Genomic DNA, 22,689 nt, shown 5'->3' on the forward strand with positions numbered 1-22,689 from the left:
GGGTACGGCAACCGAAATCAGTGCTTCGGCTTGATTGACCAAATAGCGGTAAGGTTCCGCACAGTGTGAATGCGAGGTTGCAGATTTGCTGCGGCCTGCCGGAATGGCTGCATTCTTCTCTGCCATGCAGCGAGTAAAATTCGGCAGTGCGGCGGGGAGGCGCGCTGCGAGCGCACGCAGCGAGAAAATCGAATTCACAGGATGGGCTCTCCACGGCCATTCGCTGCAACGTGCGCCATGGTCTGCTTTAGCTCGAAAACCATAACGCCTTAGGCTTAAAATCGGGACCGCTTTCGGGACCGCTTTCCAAAAGTGAAAATAACATAAGTAATTGATATAAATACACATTATATCTGCCTTTTTGCCGTGTGGGGGCACCACTTAATCCTAAAATTTATATTATTATCAATAACTTGATTGATTAATGGATTTTTTTATCCACCCAATTATCCACCCTACGTATTTGGTTTTTGGCCAACACTTGTTCTGAATAACTTCCTGTGCAACGCGCGCCCGCATGCGCGTCAGTGTGTGCTGGTTAGCAATGAGGCTCGATGATAACGGGGCTGGTCTAATTCTTTGCCCACATTGCGCCGTACCGGTGTGCGTGTCGTACTTTTTCCCGTTTACGGAAATTCTGGCATAATGGGCGTTCACGCGCGGGCGCGCATGCGTGGAAGGGTAAACGACAACCCCTTAAGGCACCTTCTGTCGCTAAGATGACTAAATGGCGCGAACCACTCGCAATAACGGTCCTGTCAGAGGACCCGCCAGCAAAAGTGTTGCTCGCTCCAGAAACCGGTTTCTAGCAACGCTCGTAAATAGCTTGCTAGCGCTCATTTTTTGGGTTGCTATGAAGTCAGATGCTGCGAAAATTATGGGACGCAGAACCTACATCACGAAATTTGGAAGTAAGGGTGTTGGCGTACGCCTGAGCGCAAAACTGGTGGGGCATTCACATTGATATGAATGCGGAACAGTTGGCCAAAGCTGTGAGTTGAAATTGGGGTAAGGTAATGTGCCGCCGTACTTTGTCGTGCCAAGGCAAACGCCGCCCTCTGACACTGGCCTATCAGAATCTTACACCTTTTGTGTGGGGCCAGCTAACCGCTTTAGCCCTTGTGACAAAAAATCAATGGTAATCCCCCCATTTTTAATGGGGTCCGCCTGTAGAACTACGCGGCGATTTTCAGTTTCATAGCGGGTGTGATGCCGCCGATGGCCATGTTGGGCCGGTCGTTGTTGTAAGTCCAGAGCCATTCGGTTGCTTGTTCTTGGGCCTCCTCGATAGTTTCAAAGATGTTCTGATCCAGCCATTCGTGGCGCACCGTGCGATTGTAGCGCTCGATGTAGGCGTTCTGTTGCGGCTTTCCTGGCTGGATGTATTCAATGTGAATGCCACGCGTCTCAGCCCATGATTTCAGCAGCCCACTGACATATTCTGGGCCGTTATCAACGCGGATTACCTCCGGCGCGCCGCGCCATTCGATGATCTGGTTCAGGCTGCGCACAACACGCACGGCGGGTAGCGAGAAGTCCACTTCAATGCCCAGGCCCTCTCGGTTGTAATCATCCAACACATTGAGGGTCCGGAACTTTCGCCCATCCGCCAGCTGATCCTGCATAAAGTCCATCGACCATGTGTGGTTGGGGGCTTCCGGCACTGCCAGTTCATCCGGCTTGGGCCGTTTCAGCCGCTTACGCGGCCTGATACGCAGGTTCAGCTCCAACTCGCAGTAGATCCGGTACACGCGCTTGTGGTTCCATTCATAGCCTTTGACGTTGCGTAGATACAAAAAACACAACCCAAAGCCCCACGTCTTGCGATTGGCCGTCAGGCGTACCAACCAATCCGCGATCTCAGCATTCTCATCGTCAAACTTGCGCTCATAACGATAGCACGTTTCGCTGATCTCAAAGGCGCGGCACGCCAGCGCGATGCTGACCTGTTTCGTTCTCACCGCGTTTACGGCCATCTCGCGTCGCTGAGACGGCCTTACCGCTTTTTTTCAAGGGCTTCCTTCAGCAGATCATTCTGCATGCTCATCTCAGCATACATCCGCTTCAGACGACGGTTCTCAGCCTCCATCGCCTTCATTTGCGATACCATCGAAGCATCCATGCCGCCGAACTTCGCACGCCATTTGTAAAAACTCGCACTGCTCATCCCATGTTCACGGCACAGCTCAGAGACAGGCACACCGCTCTCCGCTTGCTTCAAAATACCCATGATCTGCGCGTCGCTAAATCGTCCGTTCTTCATCAAAAATCTCCTCAGATATCATGCCGAGAAAATTCTACTGTTGAACACCACTAATTTGCGGGGGGATTACCGCATGGCAACCAGGTTCTCAAACACTGGTCGTTGTTGTGCATCAGCGATTGTGCCCGATGTTAGAAGAGCGGGAAGAAACAAAGCAGTGCTGCCAAGTAAAAACTTCCGTCGAGAGAGTGCGGGTTCCATAAAGTACCTTCCAGATTTCAGTCGGTTTGTTTCGTTGACATACTACATGGGGATTCCAGTTGGTGGAGGGTCAAGTGCGACAAAATCGGCCATCTTCTGTAAAGCGATACCGAAGACCTACGACGCAGGCGCGCCCTAATAAGGCACGTATGCGTACGTCGCTTTCTCTCAAGCTGCGAGGCTCGTGTTCACTGTTCAAAGGATGTATGACGCCAAGGGGCCCAGTGTTTGGAGAATTAGCACTAGCGTGATTACTGGCTCTTAAAAAACCTAAGGGAATATGTCGATAGGTGTTCCATCACGAACCATTGCGTAAATCTCTTCAATTTCCCAATTTGTGACAGCGATGCAACCTGCAGTCCAGTCAGGTTTGATAGGGTCAATACCGGGTCTTTGCGCGCCATGGATAAAGATCTCACCACCTGGCTTGCGGCCTCGTTCTTTTGCATACGCTATGTCCGCCTCGTTGGGATAGGAAATTCCAACTGAAAGATGGAACAAGCTATTAGGATTACGTTTGTCGATGGTGTAGGCACCCTCAGGTGTTTTCCCGTCGCCTTCAAACTGTTTGTGTCCGACTGGTGCAAAACCCAAGTCAAAATCATAAGACTTCAGGACCTTCGAGTTATTGTAGAGATAGAGCTTTCGTTGGCCTTTGAACATCTGCAAGCGGGTAACTTCGGGGCCGTCATATTTGCGAAATTTATTTGCGCAAGCTGACAAAAAAGTAGCCAATGAACCAAATAGGAATAGGCGCCGCGTTGACCCAAAATTAGTTCTCATGCCTTGTTCCTTAACATTTATTTCTATTCAATTTGTGCAATTATATTTGACCTGTATTTATAGGTAGAGCGGATTGTTAGTCTTGGCCAGTCACCAGGCTTGCGGTGGGGCCTCGTTTCCATATTGCGGCTACGATTAAAGGAATGGATGTAATAAAGCCAAGCCCCAGTATGATCCACTCGGCTTTACCGAAGCCTCCCGACATTGCCTCTGCACCGAAATGCGCCAATAGAAAACTGGCAGGCAAAATGCCTGCCAGAGTAGCGACGAGAAAACGCCATAGGTGTAGCGAACTGAGCCCAGCGGCATAGCTCATTGCATCGAACGAGATGAAGGGTAAAAGCCGCGAACCGAAGACTGCCAGCATGAGGAAATTTTGCGATCCAAGAAAGTTAAATTTGGGCTTTCCGCTCAGCCAAAGTTCCACGTAGGAACGACCGAGGTTTCTAGCGATGATAAAGGCTGTAAGCGCACCCAATTCAGAGCCAATTGCAACATAAATTGCACCATAGAAGTGCCCAAAGGCAGCACCACTTACCAGAGCAATTGGTGCGCTTGGTATTGGACTGGCAACGATAGAGGCCGTCATTAGGGCGACTATTAAGAACGGGCCCCATGGGCCGGCAAAGGCGATCCAACGCTCAATCATTGCGCGGTCTACGGTGGGGAAGCAACCAAGCAACCAAGCAAGAAACAATATACTTGCGCCTAAAGCGACGGTGACAAAAAGAAAACGACGCCGATCTGTTTTCATCTAAAATTCCAAAAGTATGCGGCTACGCGTTTGCAGGATGCCATCGTGACCTAAATGTCTACGATTAAACGTTCGGTGTTTCATTCACACCAATTGCGAAGGTAGGTCTGATAAAGCGGCATCTATCTCTAAAATAGGCAGTCCAGAGGCGATCCATCCAGGCCCGCGAGCAGATCCAAGCATACCTTCCGAGACGTCGATGAAACCGCTATAATTTGCTTGGCGAAGGCTTCGCATCACGCTTCCTGATCGGCCACCTGTTGCACAAATCAGGGCAATAGGCCGACCGTCTGCCAACGTGCGTGCTGCGAATAAGCGCTCCGAAAACCGAGCGTCGTGCAGGCTGATTGGCCAAGCTTTTTCAGCAACACCGGTTTTTGTCCACTCCCCCTGAGATCGAATATCAATCATCCTGATCAGGTCAGTTTGCAGCGCGTCATGAGCGTCTCCAACCGACCATATTTCGTAGGTTTGAGCGGCAAGCAATGTTGGAGTAGCGGCCATCGCCGCTAGCGATAAAAGTGCAGCGCGCCTACTTACTTGCGCTGCACTGTTTTCACTAGGTCTATTTCTTGTCGTCGCCATGATGCTCTTTCGTCGAGGAATCCATACCTGCGCCGTTGCTCATTTTAGCCATGCGCCCACCGGCAGCCATCATTTCTCCGGAGGAAACTTGCCCGTCGCCATTTGCGTCTAGATGCTGAAAGCGGTCAACCATCCGACTTTGCATTGCGGATTTATGTAAGGCTTCAAATTCCTCAAGGTTCAAATTTCCGTCTTTGTCGGCGTCAAATTCTTTGAGTTTGGCATCCAAGTCCATGCTGCCGTCTATTCTGGCCTTTTGCCGCATCATACCCATCATGTCACTATCCATCATACCCATCATGTCAATGCTGCCATTTGCGCCGCCCCCCATGTGGTCCATGTCACCGCCCATTTTGCCCTTCATGTGCATTTGCATCATCTGTTTCATCATGGACATCATGTCGCCGTTCATCATGTCCATACCGCCCTTATCGGAATTCGACCCCATCCGAGAGTGATCCATCTTGGGAGTATCGACCATCGAAGATTCGGCCGTTGTATCCGCTTCGGAGTTATCGTTTTGCTTGTGCCCCGTGTCTGCGAACGCTTGGAGTGTGAAGCCTGCTGAAATCAGGACACCCAACAACAAGATTTTCTTATTAGACATTTTTAGCCCTTTCCATTTGCTCTCTTAGATATTGCGATGTGCGAGCTCTGGGTAAAGGCTTTGACAGGCGCTGAATTGTAAGGAAATGTCACGGCGCTTGATACATTTGGTGACAAACCAGCCCCTAACAGCACGTCCTTTTGCTTGATATGGGAAATGGACGCTAACCAAGAGGCAAAACCTGATGACACCTGAAATCGGCCACTTTGCTTTGGCATTAGCACTTGCGATGGCGATTGTTCAAAGCGTGCTTCCTATTTGGGGTGCTAGTCGTGGCAATGTGCTTTGGATGCAATCCGCGCGCTGGTCTTCCCTAGGTCAGGTGATTTTCGTCGCCATCGGATTTGGCGCATTGATGCAGGCTTTTGTAACCAGTGACTTTACCGTCAAAAACGTTGTTAACAATTCGCATTCGTTGAAACCGTTGCTGTTTAAAGTAGCAGGCACATGGGGTAGCCATGAAGGATCGCTTTTGCTGTGGGTTCTGATTTTGACCGTCTTTGGAGCTGCGGTATCCGTTTTTGGAGCCAACATTCCTGAAACGTTGAAGGCGCGAACCTTGTCTGTTCAGGCATGGATCAGCGTAGGCTTCATCACCTTCATGTTGTTCACTTCAAATCCGTTTGATCGGGTTTTTCCACCTCCGATGGATGGCCAAGACCTGAACCCATTGCTGCAAGACGTTGGCTTGGCGATGCATCCTCCGCTTTTGTATATTGGATATGTCGGCTTTTCGATCGTATTTGCGTTTGCTGTGGCCGCACTGATTGAAGGAAGGGTTGACGCCGCTTGGGCAAGGTGGGTGCGCCCCTGGACGCTTGCAGCGTGGATGAGTTTGACCGCAGGCATCGCGCTGGGTTCTTGGTGGGCTTATTATGAACTTGGCTGGGGTGGCTGGTGGTTCTGGGATCCGGTCGAAAACGTGAGCTTCATGCCGTGGCTCATGGGAACGGCGCTTCTGCATTCTGCAATCGTTACAGAAAAAAGAGGTGCGTTCAAAAGTTGGACAATTCTGCTCGCAATTTTGACCTTCTCGTTATCGCTTCTGGGAACGTTTATTGTTAGATCAGGCTTGCTGACTTCTGTTCATGCATTTGCCGTCGATCCGGAGCGCGGGATGTATATTTTGGGCTTGCTCGCAGTTTCTATCGGTGGCTCGCTTGCGCTGTTCGCTTGGCGCGCTCCGATGTTGGAGGCGGGGGGATTGTTCAAACCGATCAGCCGCGAAGCGGGTTTATTGGTCAACAACCTAATTCTTGCGACAGCAACCGGTGTGGTATTGTTAGGTACACTTTATCCCCTTTTCTACGAGGCTTTGACGGGCGGAGAGAAACTGTCCGTCGGGCCACCCTTCTTCAATTCTGCATTCATACCGTTGATGTTGCCCTTGGTTTTCGTAATGGGACTTGGGCCATATCTTTCGTGGAAGCGCGCAGACTTAGCGGGCGTCCTCCAGCGCCTGCGGTTTGTCGCGGTTCTATCAGTGCTAGCAACGTTGGCCGTTTGGTTTTTGACCGAAGGTGGTCCTGTTCTTGGTTATCTTTCAGTATTGCTTGCGATATGGCTTTTCGCCGCAACAGTCCGGGAATGGGCGATGCGTGTTCGATTGTTCGAAGTCCCGTTTCCAGAGTCACGCCGACGCATTCGTAACCTGCCGCGTTCCTCGCACGGAATGTCCATGGCGCATGCTGGCTTGGCCGTTGCTATGTTCGGTTTCATTGGGTCGAGTGTTTGGAAAACAGAAGAGGTTGTTTTTGTTAAGCCAGGAAGTGAAATTTCTATTTCTGGTTTCGACGTTACTTTTGAAGGTGTCGAACGCGCGCGGGGCCCCAACTACTTTGCAGACCGTGGCAGTTTGACAGTCCGGCGCGACGACAAGTTTATCACGCAACTTTATCCTGAACGGCGCACATACCCTGTTGCGCAAAGTTCGACGACAGAAAGTGATATTCGCACAACATTTGCGGGTGATCTCTATACATCTATCGCAAACCCCGCATCCGAAGAAGCGGGAGCAGAAGGGGCGTGGACACTTCGCATTCTCTACGAACCATTGGTAGTGTTCATCTGGATAGGCACAACGATGCTGGTTCTGGGAGGCGGGTTGTCGCTTTCTGATCGCCGCCTACGCATTGGGGCTCCACGGCGCAAAGCACCAGAACCAATAATCTCCCCGGCGGAATAATATGAAACGTGCATTTGCAATTGTCCCACTTCTCGTTGCGGGTATTTTTGGTGGCTTCTTTTTGTGGGGCCTCAATCCTGAACGTGATCCTAACGGTATTCCTTCCGTTTTGATTTCCCAGCCTGTCCCTAAATTCAAGTTGGAGCCTGTTGAGGGACTTGAAACTTTGGGACTTTCAAAGGCGGATTTGACTGACAATTCTGGACCAGTCATCGTGAATGTCTTCGCATCGTGGTGTGTACCATGCCGCGCAGAGCACGAAGTTCTGACGAAACTGGTGGAACGTGATGGTCAACGGCTTTTTGGGATCAACTACAAGGACAAGCCCAAAGACGCTGTTCGTTGGCTCGAACAGCTTGGCAATCCATATGAGCGGATTGGCTCGGATATCACAGGTCGCGCAGGCATTGAATGGGGGATCTCGGGGGTTCCAGAAACGTTTATTGTCGGATCGGATGGGACTGTACTTTATCGCTATGTTGGCCCTGTTGTAGGCGAAGCCGCTATCGCGAAATTCAGGGCAGCTCTCGTTCAAGCAGGGACGCTAAAAGGGGCTTCAGGCGAATGAGATATCTGATTGTAGTGTTCTTCTTGATCGCCCCATTTTTGGCGCAGGCAGTCGAGCCAGATGAAATCTTGCAAGACTCCGCATTGGAATTGCGTGCACGAGAAATTTCAAGGGATCTTCGCTGCGTTGTTTGTCAGAACGAAGATATTGATAGCTCAAACGCGGGTGTCGCACGTGATCTTCGCATTATTGTTCGCGAAAAACTTGTCGCAGGCGACTCGGATCAAGATGTTCTTGATTATGTGCAGGCAAAATATGGCGACTATGTCTTGATGAGTCCCCCTTTGAACACGCGAACGTTAGCACTCTGGTTTGCCCCTCCGATCTTGGCGTTTATTGCGTTTATTGTTGGGTTTTTCGTCCTAAGGGGCGCCGGACGTTCGCGTGCTACCAACGATCTTAGCGAAGAAGATGAAGCCGAAGTCTCGCGCTTTATCGAGGCACACAAGTCAGAGGATCAATCATGATTTGGGCTTTTTTCATCCTGCTCGGGTTAGCAGCGGTTATTTTGATGAGCATGCCACTTTTGCGTTACAAAGGATCGATGGTGACGTCGTCCCAAGCAACGCCAGCCATTCTTCTGGATCAACTGGGTGAAATTGCGCGTGATCTTGAGCGCGGAATTATTTCGGAGGCAGAAGCAAAGGCGGCTGAGCGTGAAATAAAGCGACGGATCTTGCAGGAGTCCCGTAGAGCGAAAGTGGCTTCGTCTCGCACGACTAAAGAAGGTCGCAAAACACTCCTTTTCAGTATTGTCTTGGTCCCGACCTTGGCGATCGGATACTACGCTTATATGGGGTCACCTGAAATTTCAGGAATTGCCTATGCTGAACGTACTGCGGAAAGAGAAGAAGCGGCGAAGATTGATGAACTCGCCACTAAACTCTTTAACCAGCTGTCAAATGACTCCAAAGGCGGACAATCAGAGGGTTGGATGCTCTTGGGAGAGACCTATTCGAAAATGGGTCAGTATGAAGCAGCCGCCAATGCCTTCGCGATTGTATCAAAGCGTCCAGAAGCAAGTTCAGGCGTATTTTCGATGCTCGGAGAAGTATTGATCTTTGCTGAGCAAGGTATTGTTACTCCGCCAGCTGAAGCCGCAATTGACAAAGCGCTTGCTTTGGATCCGAACAACCCCGCAGGAATTTATTACAAAGCGGTATCGTTGTCTCAATCAGGAGCGTCTGAGCAAGCCTATGATTTGCTGGTTTCGACGCTGAACAATTTGGACGGCTTCTATCCTTGGATGGAAACATTTGTGATTGAGGCAAATAGGATTGGCAGCGAAATTAATAAGGCTCGGATCTCTCTCGCGAGTTTTGCACCGATGATGTCTGCTCCGGGTCCAACAGGTGAAGATATTGCGAATGCTGAAAGCATGACAGATGAGGATCGTCAGGCGTTTATCCGATCAATGGTCGAGCGTTTGGCAACGCGCCTTGAAGTCGAGCCAGAGGATTTGGATGGCTGGATGCGACTTGGGAACGCTTACACGGTCTTGGGCGAGACTGATTTGGCTGTTAGCGCGCTTGAGCAGGCGCAAAAGCTGTTGGCCAATGCGCCTACTGATGATCCGCGCCTACAAGGTGTGAAGAGAGCGCTGGAAGACCTAAAAACTAAATTTTAGATTGAATTACCGAATGCAAAACCGGTTCGCCCGTCATCACATTCGATTTTTTGAAGCGTGCTGTCTGGGTAATCTACAAGGCGGCACCCATTTGGCATTGTCTTGGATTGACTGGAAATGTGTGTGCCTAGCGCAGATTTAAAACTGCAAAACTTGCTACTTTCAGCGCAGCCCGCAGTGGTCAAAAGCACAGTGCCTAGCATGGCTAGTCTTGGTTTAGACGTCACCTTAGCGCGCAATTTCTGACACTTGCACTTGATCGAAACCCGTTTCAGCAGCTTTTGCAGAAGCGGTTTTGTCTTTGCTTCCATGGCAAGATTTGTCCATCATTTTGAACATAACCACGTGAATCCCGACGCATAGGGCAATAGGAACAAAGAGGCCCAAGTTCGCCCAAAGCCCCACGATGCTTCCACCTGCCAAAAAGAAAAGCGCAATCGGCAGCAGCATAACTGTGCAGCAAATTACCATTCCATAGTGCATCAGCTTTGAGGGCGCAGTTGGTTTGGGATTACTTGATTTTGACATTGGAATCTCGTCTTTTTCGCGGGGACTTCTCTCTTATCACACTATCAGCGATCCAAAGGTCAAGATTACATTTTGGTAAATATTGTTACTGGATTCATTTGTCATAGTAGTGTCCAAAAGTCCTGTGACTTTTTGCGAGGATCCCAGGCCATGTTGACCAGACGCCATTTTGTTATTTCGACGGGTGCGCTGTTCTCCGCACCCTTACCCACCAGTCTTTTGGCGGCCCCCACATCTGATAAATCGATGTGGGATATCTGGGATGCGCAGGTGACGCCACCCAATTACGATGCTGCCACATCAAACCCATGGGGTCTGCATCGGCGCTTTTTGCCACAGCGCGTGGAAGCGAACACAGGACTCGTTCCGGGAGATATCCATGTCGATGCGGTTGCAAGATATCTTTATCATATTGGGACTGATGGTACCGCTATGCGCTATGGCGTAGCGATTGCACGTGGCAATCTTTATGAGCCGGGCACCTATGACATCCGCTGGAAGACAAAATGGCCAACTTGGACGCCGACAGCGGCGATGGTTGAACGCGATCCAAATCTCTATGGCAATCTTGCCGAAGGCGTGGACGCGGGTCCAAAAAATCCATTGGGGTCTCGGGCTCTCTATTTATTTGTAGGCAATCGCGATACGTACCTTCGCATTCACGGTTCCCCAAACCCAGAGTCGATCGGTGGTCGTGCAAGTTCGGGATGTGTACGCATGGTGATGGCGCATATTAATGGTCTTTATGAACACGTAAATGCAGGATCCACTGCATTTCTCTACGCTGCGGAAAAGGGCGTTACCGCTCAAAGCTAATGTTGGGCTAAGGTACGGTTTTTGGAGTTTGAAGCTCTACTGTGCTCCTTCAAACAGCAGGCGCGCGGCATTTGAAAGGAACGTCACAGCTAGCAATGTCGAAGCGCAAGTGCTTATCGATAGCGCATGGGCACGCCATTTTTGTGCACTTTTGCGCGGGGCAAGCACGGCAATGTACAATGCGTAGGAACCCACCAAAGTACCATACAAATATACACTAGAGATGTTTTCAAATGCATAGGCGCGCTGAAGCGTTGGTCCGACAACTTGAAGAGCGGTTAAGCGATCTCCGCCGAAAGAACCGAACAGATCTGCGGATATGACGTAAACCAAGGCATGCAGAGCGATAAACAAGATAGCGCGAATGCATCCGTCCAAAAATAGATAGCAAACAGGGTGTTGTCTAAGGCGCGTTTGAAGCGCTTTAGCCGAGAAAAACCCTATGTAGTTGATCACGAAAACGACGAGAACACCGTTCGATAGAACTTGGCGATTAAAACGGATGAACGCCGTGGCATTTGTCGCCAATATGGTAAGAAAGCCTGACGAGAGCAGAATGAAAATCAATAGAAGTGGAAGAATACTGAAACAGCTAAGCAGTAAGATGTTCCTAAAGAACCGTGAAAACGGAATTTCTGGATTAAAGTGACTTTCGAGTCCTTGTGCGCAGAGATATTGAAACTTTGATAAGTTCATTTCAGGTTCCCTTTTTCGGTCTTTATACCTTAAAAGCTCTACGCAGATTTATCGAGCAAAGTTCAGAGTGTTGTCTGTTACATTTGGCTACAAACGTGGGATGGGACTTTTTGCCTACGTCTAGTAGTAAGTAAAAATGACTGAAATGCCCCATATCTTGGTCGTCGATGACCACCCAGAAATTCGAAAGTCCGTTTCTAGCTTTCTGGAGCGGAACGGGATGAAAACGTCGAGCGCTGAAAATGCTGCTGATATGGATGCAAAACTTGCGCGGTCGCAGTTTGACTTGATTGTTTTGGATATAATGATGCCCGGTGAAGACGGCCTTAGCGCGTGCAAACGTCTAAGCCGAGAAAGCAACACACCGATCTTAATGCTCACAGCTCTTGGGGACGCCGACGATCGTATCTCAGGGCTTGATTCAGGGGCGGACGACTACCTCGCAAAGCCTTTCAATCCACGAGAATTGGTCGCGCGGATAAATGCAATTCTGCGCCGAACGCAGAAACTGCCTCAGATAGAAGCATTAGCGGGCAAAACGGTCCGATTTGCGCATCTTGAATTAGATTATGATGGACGTAATCTTAAAGACGCAGATGGGCGGAGAACTCAACTAACCTATGGGGAATTGAAGCTGTTATCGCTTTTACTTGAACGTCCTAGAATGGTGCTAAGCCGTGATGAGCTTTTGGAAATGAGCACTGGACGTACAGCGGGCCCTCTAGATCGAACAATTGACAATCAAATAAGTAGATTGCGGCGCAAGATCGAGCAAGACGTTCTCCGGCCGAGTATCATCGCAACCGTGCGTCATGGCGGTTACAGTTTATCCTGCGATGTTGAGGTGCTATCTTGAAGGCACTTGGTTGGCGATTGCAAACACAGATCGGGCTTTTGCTACTTGGCGTATTAGTTGTGGCTCAAGCGCTAAGCCTTTGGTTGTTTGTGGATGAGCGGGCATTGGCAATCCAAGCGGCAATAGGGGCAGAGGCAGCCGGGCGCGCCGCCAATGTCGCACTTTTAGTTGAAGATGTTTCACCTGACATACAGAGACAAATCATCCAAGCAGCCACATCTCCGCTTGTTAGTTTCGAACTGTCCGATGAACCTAAAGTCCTGCATGAGCATCCTAGCGAGGGGGCTGCTGTTAAGGCGCGCATCAGGGCGTTGATGGGGGAGTTGTATAGCCGCGATATACGCGTTGAGGTGCATGAAATTGAACAGGGACTGTTACCTCTGCCAAACCTTTCACATGAAATGGCCGAAATCCATACCGAAATGATGCAGGGCAGCTTGGCAGCGATCGAGATGGAAATATCAATCGCATTGGCAGGTGGAACCTGGCTCAATGTTGCCACCCGATTTGAACGACCGCCTCTTCAGTGGTCACGAGCCTCAAATATGACTTTTGGCATCACAGCTGCTTTTCTACTCATAACCAGCTTTTGGTTCCTTCTTACGCGCTTGACCGGCCCATTGAATACACTGGCACAGGCATCAGAGCGGTTTGGTCGGGGAGAGAGAGAAGCGCCCTTACGGATTGTCGGACCGAAAGAAGTTCGCGATCTGACAATCGCCTTCAACACAATGCAATATCGCCTCACGCGGTTTGTATCTGATCGCACACAAATGCTGGCGGCGCTCGCGCATGATTTGCGTTCTCCGTTAACAGCAATACGGGTACGTTCTGAAATGGTTGAAGACGCTGAAACCCGTGCGTCCCTCATAAGCTCGGGCGAAGAAATGCAGCAAATGGTTGAAGCGACATTGGACTTCGCCAAAGGAGTTGGTCAGCATGAAGAGATTCAACCGATTGACCTGAAAGAAATACTGACCGGGATTAAGGCAGATGATTATTATCTAACCAACGATCAATCACTTGTGTTGCCGGTGAAGCCGAGCGCAATTCGACGTGCGTTTCGCAATTTAATCGAGAACGCTATTCGGTACGGAAGCGAAGCACATGTTTCATGGAAAATAGTTGATTGCTATGTTGAAATTTACATTGATGATAAAGGGCAAGGCATTCCTGAAGCGGACCTTGAAGCGGTGTTTAGCCCCTACGTTCGGCTCGAAACATCGCGCTCGCTTGATACGGGTGGGCATGGGTTGGGTCTGTCAATCGCGCGGAGCATAGTTTTAGAACATGGCGGAACGATAAGCTTATTCAACCGCCTAGAAGGCGGTTTGCGTGCGCACGTAAGGTTGCCACTAGACTGATTGCGTTAGCCTTAAAAAAATTGGCCTAGTATAGGAGGAGATATGTAATGGGTAATAGAAATTTAGGACAGCAGATATGAACAGACGTCAATTTGTAGCAGCCTCGACAGCCTTTGTTGCGACTGTAAATCAAGCAGATGCACATAGTACAAAAACGCATGATGGGTGGGTTAAGACGCCGAACTTACCACCCGAATTTTTGCCTAAAGTGGTTGATCTACCGGGTGGTTTCGCACCGGGAGAAATACACGTCGACCCTAGCCAGTTCGCACTATTTTGGACGCTGCCAGAGGGGCGTGCTTTGCGCTATATTGTTGGAATAGGACGAAAGGGCTTGTATGAGGCGGGTGAGTTTTATGTCGCAGCAAAACGTGAATGGCCACGTTGGACCCCTACGCCATCGATGATCAAACGCAATCCAAAGAAATATAAGAAGTTTGCGAAGGGCGTACCCGGTGGCTTGAAGAACCCCGGGCACTTTATTTGTATCAACCGGGCCGTGGCGATACCTATTTGCGGATCCATGGCACACCAAATCCCGACACTATTGGACAGCGCGTTTCGAATGGGTGCGCGCGGTTAACCAATGATCAGATCATAGATTTTTATGAGAAAGTGCCGCTTCAGACACGCGTAGTTTTGAACCCAATTGTAACTTGAAGATTAAAGTGGGTAGCCACGTCGATCAGATGCAGGGCTACAATTCATTACATTTGAAATCTGGCAAAGGCCGTTCAAAACCGCGAAATAAGATGAGGAGAAAAGCAGTAAGAGTCAGTTAAAGGCTCAAACCGAAAGGCAAAAGTATGAAAAATGGTTTGAAGGCAGCATCGCGTCGCAAAGTGTTGAGCGGACTTAGTGCTACGATTTTGTTCGCCCCGACCTATCTGCGTGCGCAGGAGCAGGGCGGTGTTCGTCGCAATTCATCTTCGTTTCGCATACATGATTGGCAGGATCATTTCGATAAAATTGGAAAAGGAATCTTGCTTTCTGATACTGTGACGATGGTCCTACAGCATTGGACACCTGATGGGGAAATGCGAATTTATCCAACTTCGGTACCTTTGACCGAAGACCTTACAAGGCGCGGGTATACGGAAGTGGTAGAGAAGCGCGTCAACCCAGGCTGGACCCCGACACCTTCTATGCGCGAACGCGATCCTGAGTTGCCCATCCATGTCAAAGGTGGTGATCCGAAAAATCCACTTGGTTCGCGCGCGCTGTATTTATCTTGGCAGTTCTACCGAATTCATGGAACGGCAGACACTCGTAAGATCGGTCGTAAGTCCTCGAGCGGTTGCATTGGTCTTTACAATGAACACGTCGAGGAGGTGTTTGAACGCTCTCCCGTCGGAACTCAGGTAAAGCTAATATAATGTCCAAATCAGGTATCTTCATCGTTGCATTGCTCATCCTTGGAGGCGGAACATTTATTTGGCAGCAAACAGCACCGGCGGTTCCAGCCGGACACTCGATGACCCCGCCGGATTTGTCAAACGTTGGTGAGGGGAAGCCAATTGCGAATGTGATTGTTCCTGCCGAATTTTCTGAAAATGCAAAAATTGGTAAGCGTGTCTTCGCAGCCAAATGCTCGGAATGTCACGGCAAGAATGCGGCTGGACAAAATGGTGTTGCCCCGCCCCTAGTTCACAAGATTTACGAGCCAAGTCATCATGGTGATGGCGCATTTCTAGTTGCAGCAAAAAATGGTGTCAGATCACATCACTGGAAGTTTGGGAATATGCCACCGGTCGAAGGTTTGACGGACGGCGATTTGAAAATGGTTGTCGCATATGTACGCGAACTTCAACGCGCCAATGGCATCAAATAACTAAAGGACTAACTCAATGGCTAAGAAAATCCTTATCCCTTCTGTCTTAATTGCGTTTATCGGCGTTGCTGCAATGGCGCATAACGGAGCTACAGGCATTGTAAAAGAACGCATGGACGGCATGTCTGCAATGGGCAAAGCCGTTAAAGCCCTAACGCCGATAATGCGTGGAGCCGTAGAATATGACGCTGACAAAGTTCGCAGCGCTGCTGACGTTATGATCAAGCACGCGGGCGAGCAAATGATATCTCTGTTTCCAGAGGGCACAGGTGGAATGCCATCCTCTGCCTTGCCAGCGGTATGGGATAATTGGGAAGAATTTTCCAAAATTTCAAATGAACTCAAAGCCTATGCTGAAGGCATGAAGATTGCGGCTGGCAACGGTCTTGCAGAGGATGCTGTAGAGCAAGACGACGCAATGATGGGCGGATCGAATGACACGATGATGGGTGAAACCTCAGAGGATACTATGGGAGGTGGCACCATGGGTGCTGAGACCATGATTACGGCCGAGATGTTCGCAACAATGCCGGTAGACACGGCGTTTGCGTCTGTTGCGCAAACGTGTTCGGCATGTCATCAGAAATTCCGCGCGAAAGAAAATTAAGCTAATGCGGTTCTGGAAATGGGCGCTAGCAACAACTGCAATCTCTGGAATAGCCGTGATTGGCGCGCTTGTTGTGTGGCCAATCGGGCAGGATGTTGCCCCGATCACGTTAGCGGGTGATGTCAAAAAAGGCGGCTACCTTGCACGGGCAAGTGGCTGCATCGCCTGTCACACCAATTTTGAAGGCGGTGGAAAGCCTTTAGCTGGCGGGGTCAAATTGGATACCCCCTTTGGCGCGCTCTATTCCGCGAACCTGACAAGTGATCCCGAATTGGGTATTGGCGGTTGGACTGTTGAAGAATTTGCTAAAGCGGTTCGCCAAGGCATTTCGCCTGAAGGGGAGCCGTATTATCCGGCATTCACCTATCCGTTTTATGCAAACTTTAGTGACCAAGACATCGCTGATCTGTATGCAGCGTTTCAAACTGTAAAGGCTGTGCCAGAAGCGGCACCAGCTAACGAAATGCCGTTTCCGTTTAATCAACGGTGGGGCCTTAAAGTCTGGCGCGCAGCCTTCCTTAAGCAACCAGCTACGGACCCAATTTCCGGTCAAGATCCCGAATGGAACCGCGGTCGTGAATTGGTCGGAGGCGCGACGCATTGCGCAGCTTGCCACACGCCCCGTAACCTTATCGGGGCGCGAAAGAGCGCTGATGAGCATTTTGCGGGCAATCCGTCTTTGCCCGGCGGCAGTAAAGCTCCTGCTATTGATTATAACACCCTGCGAAAGCGCGATTGGACAGTGGATTCGCTGGCCTATGCTTTGAAGACTGGAATTATGCCCGACGGCGATACTTTTGGCGGTTCGATGAACGAAGTTGTCCAGCAGGGCACACGTTTTCTAACAAATGAAGATCGTCGCGCAATGGCAGTGTATTTGATGGACGATCACAGCGGAGGATGACCAATTTTTTGAATATCCGCTAACACGAAATTTGATAGGATTAAGAGCACGATGCATCTAACACGACGCCACTTTCTGATGAGTTCCGCAGGGGCTGTTTTTGCGTGTCCCTCGTTTGCGCAAACCGCAAGTAAACCGCAGGTTTTGAAAGCGAGCGTCGCTGACGTTCAATTGCTGCCAGAGGGTTACGGACAAACCTCAATTTGGGGATATGAAGGCAGCACGCCGGGTCCAGAAATTCGAGTTGTTAAAGGTGCCCGCGTTCAGCGAACGCTCTTGAATGAAGTGCCTGATCCGACGTCTGTGCATTGGCACGGCATCAGGATTGATAATGCAATGGACGGAGTCTCTGGCCTGACACAGGCCGCGGTTAAAACGGGCGATACGTTCGAGTACGATTTTGTTGCGCCCGATGCTGGTACTTTTTGGTATCACGCGCACAATCGCTCCTATGAACAAGTCGCACGCGGCTTGTCCGGGCCGCTTATCGTTGAAGAACCGGAAGCAATCGACATAGATCGCGAAGAGGTTCTGGTTTTGGACGATTGGCTCATAAACCCCGAGACGTCTCAGATCGATAGCGATTTTGAAGCTGGTGGCGACAAAAGCCACGGCGGTAGAATTGGCAATTACATAACTACAAACGGAAAATATAACCTGACCTTGAGCGCGCGTAAAAACGAACGTTACAGATTGCGATTGATCAATGCCTCAAATGCTCGAATTTTGCCGCTACAACTTGAAGGTTTCGATGGGTGGATCGTTGCGTTGGATGGAATGCCGCTTACAACACCAAAACCCGTGACTGAAACGATTGTGCTAGCGCCTGCGCAAAGAATTGATTTGATTGTTGATGTGACTGCTGAGGTTGGGGAGACCGCACACGTGCAGCGTTTGGATCGTAGTGATGTAGCGAGCCAAGTAGCTTTTGACGTGAAATCAAGTGCAGCGACAAGCAAGCGTGGCACACCAAAACCACTGACACCGAATGAAACACCAACGGTGGATCTAAGTAGCGCCAAACCCTTTGTTCTGAAAATGGAAGGCGGCGCGATGAGTGGATTGCGTTCAGCTACGCTGGGCGGCGTAAAAAGATCAATGGGTGAAATCGTTGAGGCTGGCCAATTTTGGGCCTTCAACGGCGCTGCAGATGGTATGGATGGACCGCCATTGGCTGAGTTGAGCCAAGGCGAGCACGCACGCATTATGATCAAAAACGAGACGTCTTTCGCCCATGCTATGCACCTTCACGGAATGCATTTTAACGAGGTGAATCCTGATGGAACGCTGGGTCTTCTTCGCGATACCACGCTTGTTGAACGTGGTGAGGAACGCGAAATTGCGTTTGTCGCGGATAACCCGGGCAAGTGGCTTTTCCACTGTCATATGTTGGCACATGCCGCGTCTGGTATGACCACGCGAATTTTAGTCTCATGAAGAAAAATCTTTTTGCTGTTAATAGTGCTGCGATCTTGGCCTTTGCCCTTGGTAGTTTGTTTGTTTGGGCAAACGGATCTGAAGCAATAGCGTCACAGACAGAAAATTCTGCGGATTTGGGCATCGGCCAAACGCTCTATTTAGAAAACTGTGCATCTTGTCATGGAGTTGATCTAGAGGGTCAAGAAAATTGGCGAAGTGCGGGGGATGATGGAGTATTACCCGCGCCGCCACACGATAAAACCGGTCATACGTGGCATCATCCGGATAGTTTGCTTTTCAACTACACGAAGCTTGGCGGAAAAGAATTGCTTGCTGAGCAAGGAATTGAGTTCAACAGCGGAATGCCAGCTTTTGGTGACGTGTTGAGTGATCCAGAAATTCTGAATGTTATCGCGTACATCAAATCGACGTGGCCAGAACGCCAACGCGAAATTCAGGCGTCGCGAACACAAGCCGACATAAAATCTAAAGGGACATCAAAATGAAGCTACTTTTAGCAAGCACCGCGCTATTTCTACTACCTCTGGCATCGTTTGCTGACAGTCTCAGTGAGGAGCGGGTAAAAGAACTGGTTCTTGAGGCTATCCGGGAAAATCCAGGCATTGTTATTGAAGCTATTCAGATGATTGAAGAACGACAAGAAGCAGCCAAAGCATTTGAAGCGAAGCAGATATTGACATCCAACCGTGATGCACTTGAACGCGATCCTAATGCACCCGTCCTTGGCAACCCCAACGGCGATGTCACTGTCGTTGAGTTTTTCGACTACAATTGTCCGTACTGCAAGCGCGTGAAGCCCCATATGGAAGCGCTCTTGGCCGCAGACAAAAATGTCCGGGTTGTCTATCGGGAATGGCCGATTTTGGGAGAAGGGTCTGTGTTTGCAGCGCGTGCTGCTTTGGCATCACGTGAACAGGGCAAATACGATGAGTTTCATTGGGCAATGATGGAGATGAAAGGTCGTGTAGGTGAGGCGAACGTAATGCAAGCTGCGGAAAAACTGGGTATCGACACGGCACAATTACGCAGCGACATGGACTCCCCAAAAATCAACGAGCATATCGAAACATCGATGCGCCTGGCACGTTCGCTCGGATTTAATGGAACGCCGTCTTTCGTAATCGGAGAGGCCTTGGCGCCCGGCCTGATTGAAGCTGACCAAATGATCGAGTTGGTCAATCAGGCGCGGGCCGCTAACTAAGCCAATTTGGCATCATATCCCGCATCAGAAATTGCCTGAAGTACATCTACGGCAGGCAATTTACTGTCAACGGAAACGGTACGTGTCTCAAGGTCAGTGGAAACAGCTGCGGCTGAATCCTTGGCCTTAATGCTCTTTTCAATGCTTGCGGTGCAATGGCCACAGCTTATTTCGGGTACGCTAAATTTCATAGATCTGTCCTTTCCATCTGTATCGCCGGATAAGGTCTCCCGTAGGGGGAGGGTCAAGACAACGAAAATATATTTCCAAAAGTCATCTTTTGCTCTTGAGGTTCCAGTTACTGGAAACCCTATCTATCGATCGAATACCATTAGGAAGCTGTCATGTCTGATTCGAAAAAGCTAAATCTATCTGTTAAAAGTATGACATGTGCGTCTTGTGTTGGTCGTGTAGATCGCGCGTTGACGGGACTCGAAGGCCTGACCGAGGTCTCAGTCAATCTGGCAACGGAAACGGCATCCTTTAGGGCAGAGAACGCAGCGCAAGTCAGCGCGGCGTCGGCAACCCTGACGGAGTTGGGTTATCCAGCGCGCACGTCTCGTGTGACTTTTAACATTTCGGCAATGAGCTGTGCGTCCTGCGTCGGTCGTGTAGATAAAGCGCTTGCAGCTGTTGCGGGCGTGTTAGACATTTCAGTCAATCTCGCCTCGGAGACGGCAACGGTGGTCTATCTAGAGGGCGCGGTTACGCCCGCTATTTTGATTGGCGTCAGCAAAGACGCGGGATACCCTGCAGAAATCGCGAAGGCAGGTGCCCAGATTGATCGTGCCGAGCGCAAAGCAGATGAAGCGCGCACGCAAGCGCAACGCATGATTTTCGCGGCGGTGCTAACTTTTCCAGTATTTGCTTTGGAAATGGGGTCACATTTAGTGCCCAGCATTCACATGCTGATTGAGAGAACGATCGGATTGCAATCCTCATGGTTGATCCAGTTTGTTCTTACCTCACTCGTTTTGTTTGGCCCCGGACGTCAGTTCTTTGCAAAGGGTTTGCCAGCCCTATTCAAGGCAGCACCGGATATGAATTCGCTCGTGGCGTTGGGGACTGGCGCGGCGTGGAGCTATTCTGTTGTGGCGACCTTCTTGCCTGCACTTCTTCCGGATGGCGTGCGCGCAGTCTATTTCGAAGCTGCGGCAATAATTGTGGTATTGATCCTGCTTGGGCGCTGGCTTGAGGCACGTGCAAAGGGGCGCACAGGGGCGGCTATCCAAGCGCTATTAGGCCTGCAAGCCAAGACCGCGTGTGTCTTCCGAGATGGCGCGCTTTTTGAAATCGAGATCGACGCTCTTCAAGTTGGCGACACTATTTTGGTGAGACCTGGCGAACGTATCCCTGTCGATGGTGACGTCGTCGATGGAACAAGCAACGTTGATGAAAGCATGATCACTGGAGAGCCTCTCGCTGTTTCAAAAGCCTTGGGTGAGAGTGTCACGGGCGGAACCGTGAATGGCACTGGCAGTTTGACCTTCCAAGCTAGTCGTGTCGGCGCTGATACAACGCTCGCACAGATCATCCGTTTGGTAGAAGATGCACAGGGTGCCAAACTCCCGATCCAAGGATTGGTGGACCGTGTAACAATGTGGTTCGTTCCCGCCGTGCTCATGCTTGCCGCATCAACTGTTATCGTATGGCTGATCGTTGGCCCGGATCCTGCGCTAACCTTTGCGCTGGTAGCTGGGGTGTCTGTGCTGATTATTGCGTGCCCTTGTGCCATGGGCTTGGCAACGCCGACGTCGATTATGGTCGGCACTGGTCGGGCAGCAGAAATGGGCGTTCTGTTTCGAAAAGGCGACGCGCTTCAGGGTTTAAGTGATGTGGGTGTTGTCGCACTTGATAAAACGGGGACTGTGACAGAGGGTAAGCCCGTCTTGACGGATATTGTCTTAGCACAGGGCTTTGATCGTGCAGAAGTGCTGCGGTTGATCGCCTCCGTAGAAGCCCAATCAGAGCACCCCATCGCTGATGCGATTGTAAACAGTGCAAAGGCTGAAGGGGTCGCTTTGTTGGGTGTTGATGCCTTCGAGTCCATTACCGGTTTCGGTGTTATTGCTGAGTTGGAATCGCGCAAAGTTCTGATTGGCGCCGATCGTTTGATGACACGTGAAGGCGTTGACGTGACCCCACTTGCAACAGAAGAGAACCGATTGGCAAAAAGTGGAAGAACCGCGTTATATGCCGCAATCGACGGTAAACTTGCAGCGGCAATAGCTGTCGCCGATCCAGTCAAAGCATCTAGTCAAGCTGCCATTGCAGCGCTGCGCGATAAAGGAATGAAAGTGGTGATGATCACTGGAGACAAGCAAGAAACAGCAGACGCAATTGCGCGTGAAACCGGTATTGATGATGTTGTTGCGGGTGTTTTGCCAGATGGAAAAGTTGCAGCGATACAAAGTCTTCAAGCTGGTGGTATGAAGTTAGCGTTTGTCGGGGATGGCATAAACGACGCGCCTGCGCTGGCCCATGCAGACGTTGGCATTGCGATCGGCACTGGAACAGACGTGGCTATTGAAAGCGCAGATGTGGTGCTGATGTCGGGCGATCTGCGAGGTGTAGTAAATGCAATCGAGGTCTCGCGCGCAACTATGCGCAATATTCGCCAGAACTTGATCTGGGCATTCGCTTATAACGCAGCGCTTATTCCTGTTGCTGCTGGCGCACTTTATCCTGCGTTTGGATTGCTTTTGTCGCCCGTTTTCGCCGCAGGCGCGATGGCGATGTCATCGGTTTCTGTTTTGGTTAACGCGTTACGCTTGCGCAGGGTCAAGCCGCTGATGTCTGAAAATGCGGATATTGCTAAAGGCGCGCTCCCTGCCTTTGCCGCCCAACCATCGGGATAGTTAGTCGTAATTTTC

Annotated in this window: 23 protein-coding genes and 1 pseudogene; 16 read left to right on the top strand and 8 right to left on the bottom strand. The window is 50.2% G+C overall.

Annotated features, from left to right (window positions below; all coding sequences use genetic code 11):
- Positions 1–1,175 precede the first annotated feature (1,175 nt).
- From DSM117340_RS05315 to DSM117340_RS05335, 5 genes are all read right to left on the bottom strand, one after another.
- Positions 1,176–2,263 (bottom strand): IS3 family transposase gene (locus DSM117340_RS05315; RefSeq protein ID WP_354689822.1). Its coding sequence is split into 2 segments (ribosomal slippage): positions 1,176–2,011 and positions 2,011–2,263, totalling 1,089 coding nucleotides; the frame shifts between segments, so codons are not numbered across the junction.
- Between the two features lie 471 nt (positions 2,264–2,734).
- Positions 2,735–3,247: a L,D-transpeptidase family protein gene (locus DSM117340_RS05320; RefSeq protein WP_354689895.1), complete on the bottom strand. Its 513-nt coding sequence runs from the start codon at positions 3,245–3,247 to the stop codon at positions 2,735–2,737.
- Between the two features lie 76 nt (positions 3,248–3,323).
- Positions 3,324–4,001 (bottom strand): TVP38/TMEM64 family protein, encoded by a 678-nt coding sequence (locus DSM117340_RS05325; RefSeq protein WP_347184349.1) that lies wholly within the window; start codon positions 3,999–4,001, stop codon positions 3,324–3,326.
- A gap of 84 nt (positions 4,002–4,085) precedes the next feature.
- Complete coding sequence (locus DSM117340_RS05330) at positions 4,086–4,586, bottom strand: rhodanese-like domain-containing protein (protein WP_347184348.1); 501 nt, start codon at positions 4,584–4,586, stop codon at positions 4,086–4,088.
- On the bottom strand, positions 4,567–5,193 hold the full coding sequence (locus tag DSM117340_RS05335) for a calcium-binding protein (RefSeq protein WP_347184347.1): 627 nt from the start codon (positions 5,191–5,193) through the stop codon (positions 4,567–4,569). The genes DSM117340_RS05330 and DSM117340_RS05335 overlap by 20 nt, the downstream gene beginning before the upstream one ends.
- A 184-nt stretch (positions 5,194–5,377) precedes the next feature.
- Between DSM117340_RS05335 and DSM117340_RS05340 the strand changes: the two genes are divergently transcribed.
- From DSM117340_RS05340 to ccmI, 4 genes are read left to right on the top strand one after another with little or no spacing between them, the layout of a single operon-like run.
- Entirely contained in the window at positions 5,378–7,378 is a 2,001-nt protein-coding gene (locus DSM117340_RS05340) for a heme lyase CcmF/NrfE family subunit (RefSeq protein ID WP_354689896.1), read from the top strand.
- A gap of 1 nt (position 7,379) precedes the next feature.
- Complete coding sequence (locus DSM117340_RS05345; RefSeq protein ID WP_347184345.1) at positions 7,380–7,946, top strand: DsbE family thiol:disulfide interchange protein; 567 nt, start codon at positions 7,380–7,382, stop codon at positions 7,944–7,946.
- Positions 7,943–8,413, top strand: coding sequence for a cytochrome c-type biogenesis protein (locus tag DSM117340_RS05350; protein WP_347184344.1), 471 nt, complete (start codon positions 7,943–7,945; stop codon positions 8,411–8,413). Before DSM117340_RS05345 ends, DSM117340_RS05350 begins: the two co-directional genes overlap by 4 nt.
- Positions 8,410–9,573, top strand: a complete 1,164-nt coding sequence (gene ccmI / locus DSM117340_RS05355; RefSeq protein ID WP_347184343.1) for a c-type cytochrome biogenesis protein CcmI — start codon at positions 8,410–8,412, stop codon at positions 9,571–9,573. The genes DSM117340_RS05350 and ccmI overlap by 4 nt, the downstream gene beginning before the upstream one ends.
- A 228-nt stretch (positions 9,574–9,801) precedes the next feature.
- Here the strand turns inward: ccmI and DSM117340_RS05360 are convergent, their stop codons facing one another.
- The gene (locus DSM117340_RS05360) at positions 9,802–10,101 is read right to left on the bottom strand and encodes a DUF2933 domain-containing protein (protein ID WP_354689897.1); all 300 of its coding nucleotides are present in this window, start codon (positions 10,099–10,101) and stop codon (positions 9,802–9,804) included.
- Between the two features lie 150 nt (positions 10,102–10,251).
- On the opposite strand from DSM117340_RS05360, the gene DSM117340_RS05365 reads away from it, so the two are divergent.
- Positions 10,252–10,917 carry a L,D-transpeptidase gene (locus DSM117340_RS05365; protein ID WP_347184341.1) on the top strand — a complete coding sequence of 222 codons (666 nt, stop codon included), beginning with the start codon at positions 10,252–10,254 and terminating at the stop codon, positions 10,915–10,917.
- 36 nt (positions 10,918–10,953) lie between these two features.
- Here DSM117340_RS05365 and DSM117340_RS05370 read toward each other — a convergent pair whose 3' ends face one another.
- Positions 10,954–11,613 (bottom strand): hypothetical protein, encoded by a 660-nt coding sequence (locus DSM117340_RS05370; RefSeq protein ID WP_354689898.1) that lies wholly within the window; start codon positions 11,611–11,613, stop codon positions 10,954–10,956.
- Positions 11,614–11,749: 136 nt separating this feature from the next.
- Between DSM117340_RS05370 and DSM117340_RS05375 the strand changes: the two genes are divergently transcribed.
- The 10 genes and pseudogenes from DSM117340_RS05375 (at position 11,750) to DSM117340_RS05420 (ending at position 19,816) form a co-directional block, all read left to right on the top strand.
- Entirely contained in the window at positions 11,750–12,469 is a 720-nt protein-coding gene (locus DSM117340_RS05375) for a response regulator (RefSeq protein ID WP_347184339.1), read from the top strand.
- Positions 12,466–13,833 carry an ATP-binding protein gene (locus DSM117340_RS05380; protein WP_354689899.1) on the top strand — a complete coding sequence of 456 codons (1,368 nt, stop codon included), beginning with the start codon at positions 12,466–12,468 and terminating at the stop codon, positions 13,831–13,833. Before DSM117340_RS05375 ends, DSM117340_RS05380 begins: the two co-directional genes overlap by 4 nt.
- Positions 13,834–13,909: 76 nt before the next feature.
- A pseudogene (locus DSM117340_RS05385) lies at positions 13,910–14,493 on the top strand (L,D-transpeptidase).
- 146 nt (positions 14,494–14,639) lie between these two features.
- Positions 14,640–15,209 carry a L,D-transpeptidase gene (locus DSM117340_RS05390; protein WP_354689900.1) on the top strand — a complete coding sequence of 190 codons (570 nt, stop codon included), beginning with the start codon at positions 14,640–14,642 and terminating at the stop codon, positions 15,207–15,209.
- On the top strand, positions 15,209–15,664 hold the full coding sequence (locus DSM117340_RS05395; protein ID WP_347184335.1) for a cytochrome c: 456 nt from the start codon (positions 15,209–15,211) through the stop codon (positions 15,662–15,664). Before DSM117340_RS05390 ends, DSM117340_RS05395 begins: the two co-directional genes overlap by 1 nt.
- A 16-nt stretch (positions 15,665–15,680) precedes the next feature.
- Positions 15,681–16,271, top strand: a complete 591-nt coding sequence (locus tag DSM117340_RS05400) for a cytochrome c (protein ID WP_347184334.1) — start codon at positions 15,681–15,683, stop codon at positions 16,269–16,271.
- 4 nt (positions 16,272–16,275) lie between these two features.
- Positions 16,276–17,175: a cytochrome c gene (locus DSM117340_RS05405; RefSeq protein ID WP_347184333.1), complete on the top strand. Its 900-nt coding sequence runs from the start codon at positions 16,276–16,278 to the stop codon at positions 17,173–17,175.
- Positions 17,176–17,253: 78 nt separating this feature from the next.
- Positions 17,254–18,612, top strand: coding sequence for a multicopper oxidase family protein (locus DSM117340_RS05410; RefSeq protein ID WP_354689901.1), 1,359 nt, complete (start codon positions 17,254–17,256; stop codon positions 18,610–18,612).
- Positions 18,609–19,100 carry a cytochrome c gene (locus DSM117340_RS05415; RefSeq protein ID WP_347184331.1) on the top strand — a complete coding sequence of 164 codons (492 nt, stop codon included), beginning with the start codon at positions 18,609–18,611 and terminating at the stop codon, positions 19,098–19,100. The genes DSM117340_RS05410 and DSM117340_RS05415 overlap by 4 nt, the downstream gene beginning before the upstream one ends.
- Positions 19,097–19,816 carry a DsbA family protein gene (locus DSM117340_RS05420; protein WP_347184330.1) on the top strand — a complete coding sequence of 240 codons (720 nt, stop codon included), beginning with the start codon at positions 19,097–19,099 and terminating at the stop codon, positions 19,814–19,816. Before DSM117340_RS05415 ends, DSM117340_RS05420 begins: the two co-directional genes overlap by 4 nt.
- On the opposite strand, the gene DSM117340_RS05425 is transcribed toward DSM117340_RS05420, so the two are convergent.
- A complete protein-coding gene (locus DSM117340_RS05425; RefSeq protein WP_347184329.1) occupies positions 19,813–20,007 on the bottom strand; it encodes a heavy metal-associated domain-containing protein in 195 nt (64 codons plus the stop codon). The two genes, DSM117340_RS05420 and DSM117340_RS05425, sit on opposite strands and share 4 nt — an antisense overlap.
- Before the next feature lie 153 nt (positions 20,008–20,160).
- Here DSM117340_RS05425 and DSM117340_RS05430 point away from each other — a divergent pair, with 153 nt between their 5' ends.
- Positions 20,161–22,674 (top strand): heavy metal translocating P-type ATPase, encoded by a 2,514-nt coding sequence (locus DSM117340_RS05430; protein WP_347184328.1) that lies wholly within the window; start codon positions 20,161–20,163, stop codon positions 22,672–22,674.
- Positions 22,675–22,689 lie beyond the last annotated feature (15 nt).

This window comes from Lentibacter algarum (genome assembly GCF_040580765.1).
Classification (GTDB): domain Bacteria; phylum Pseudomonadota; class Alphaproteobacteria; order Rhodobacterales; family Rhodobacteraceae; genus Lentibacter; species Lentibacter algarum.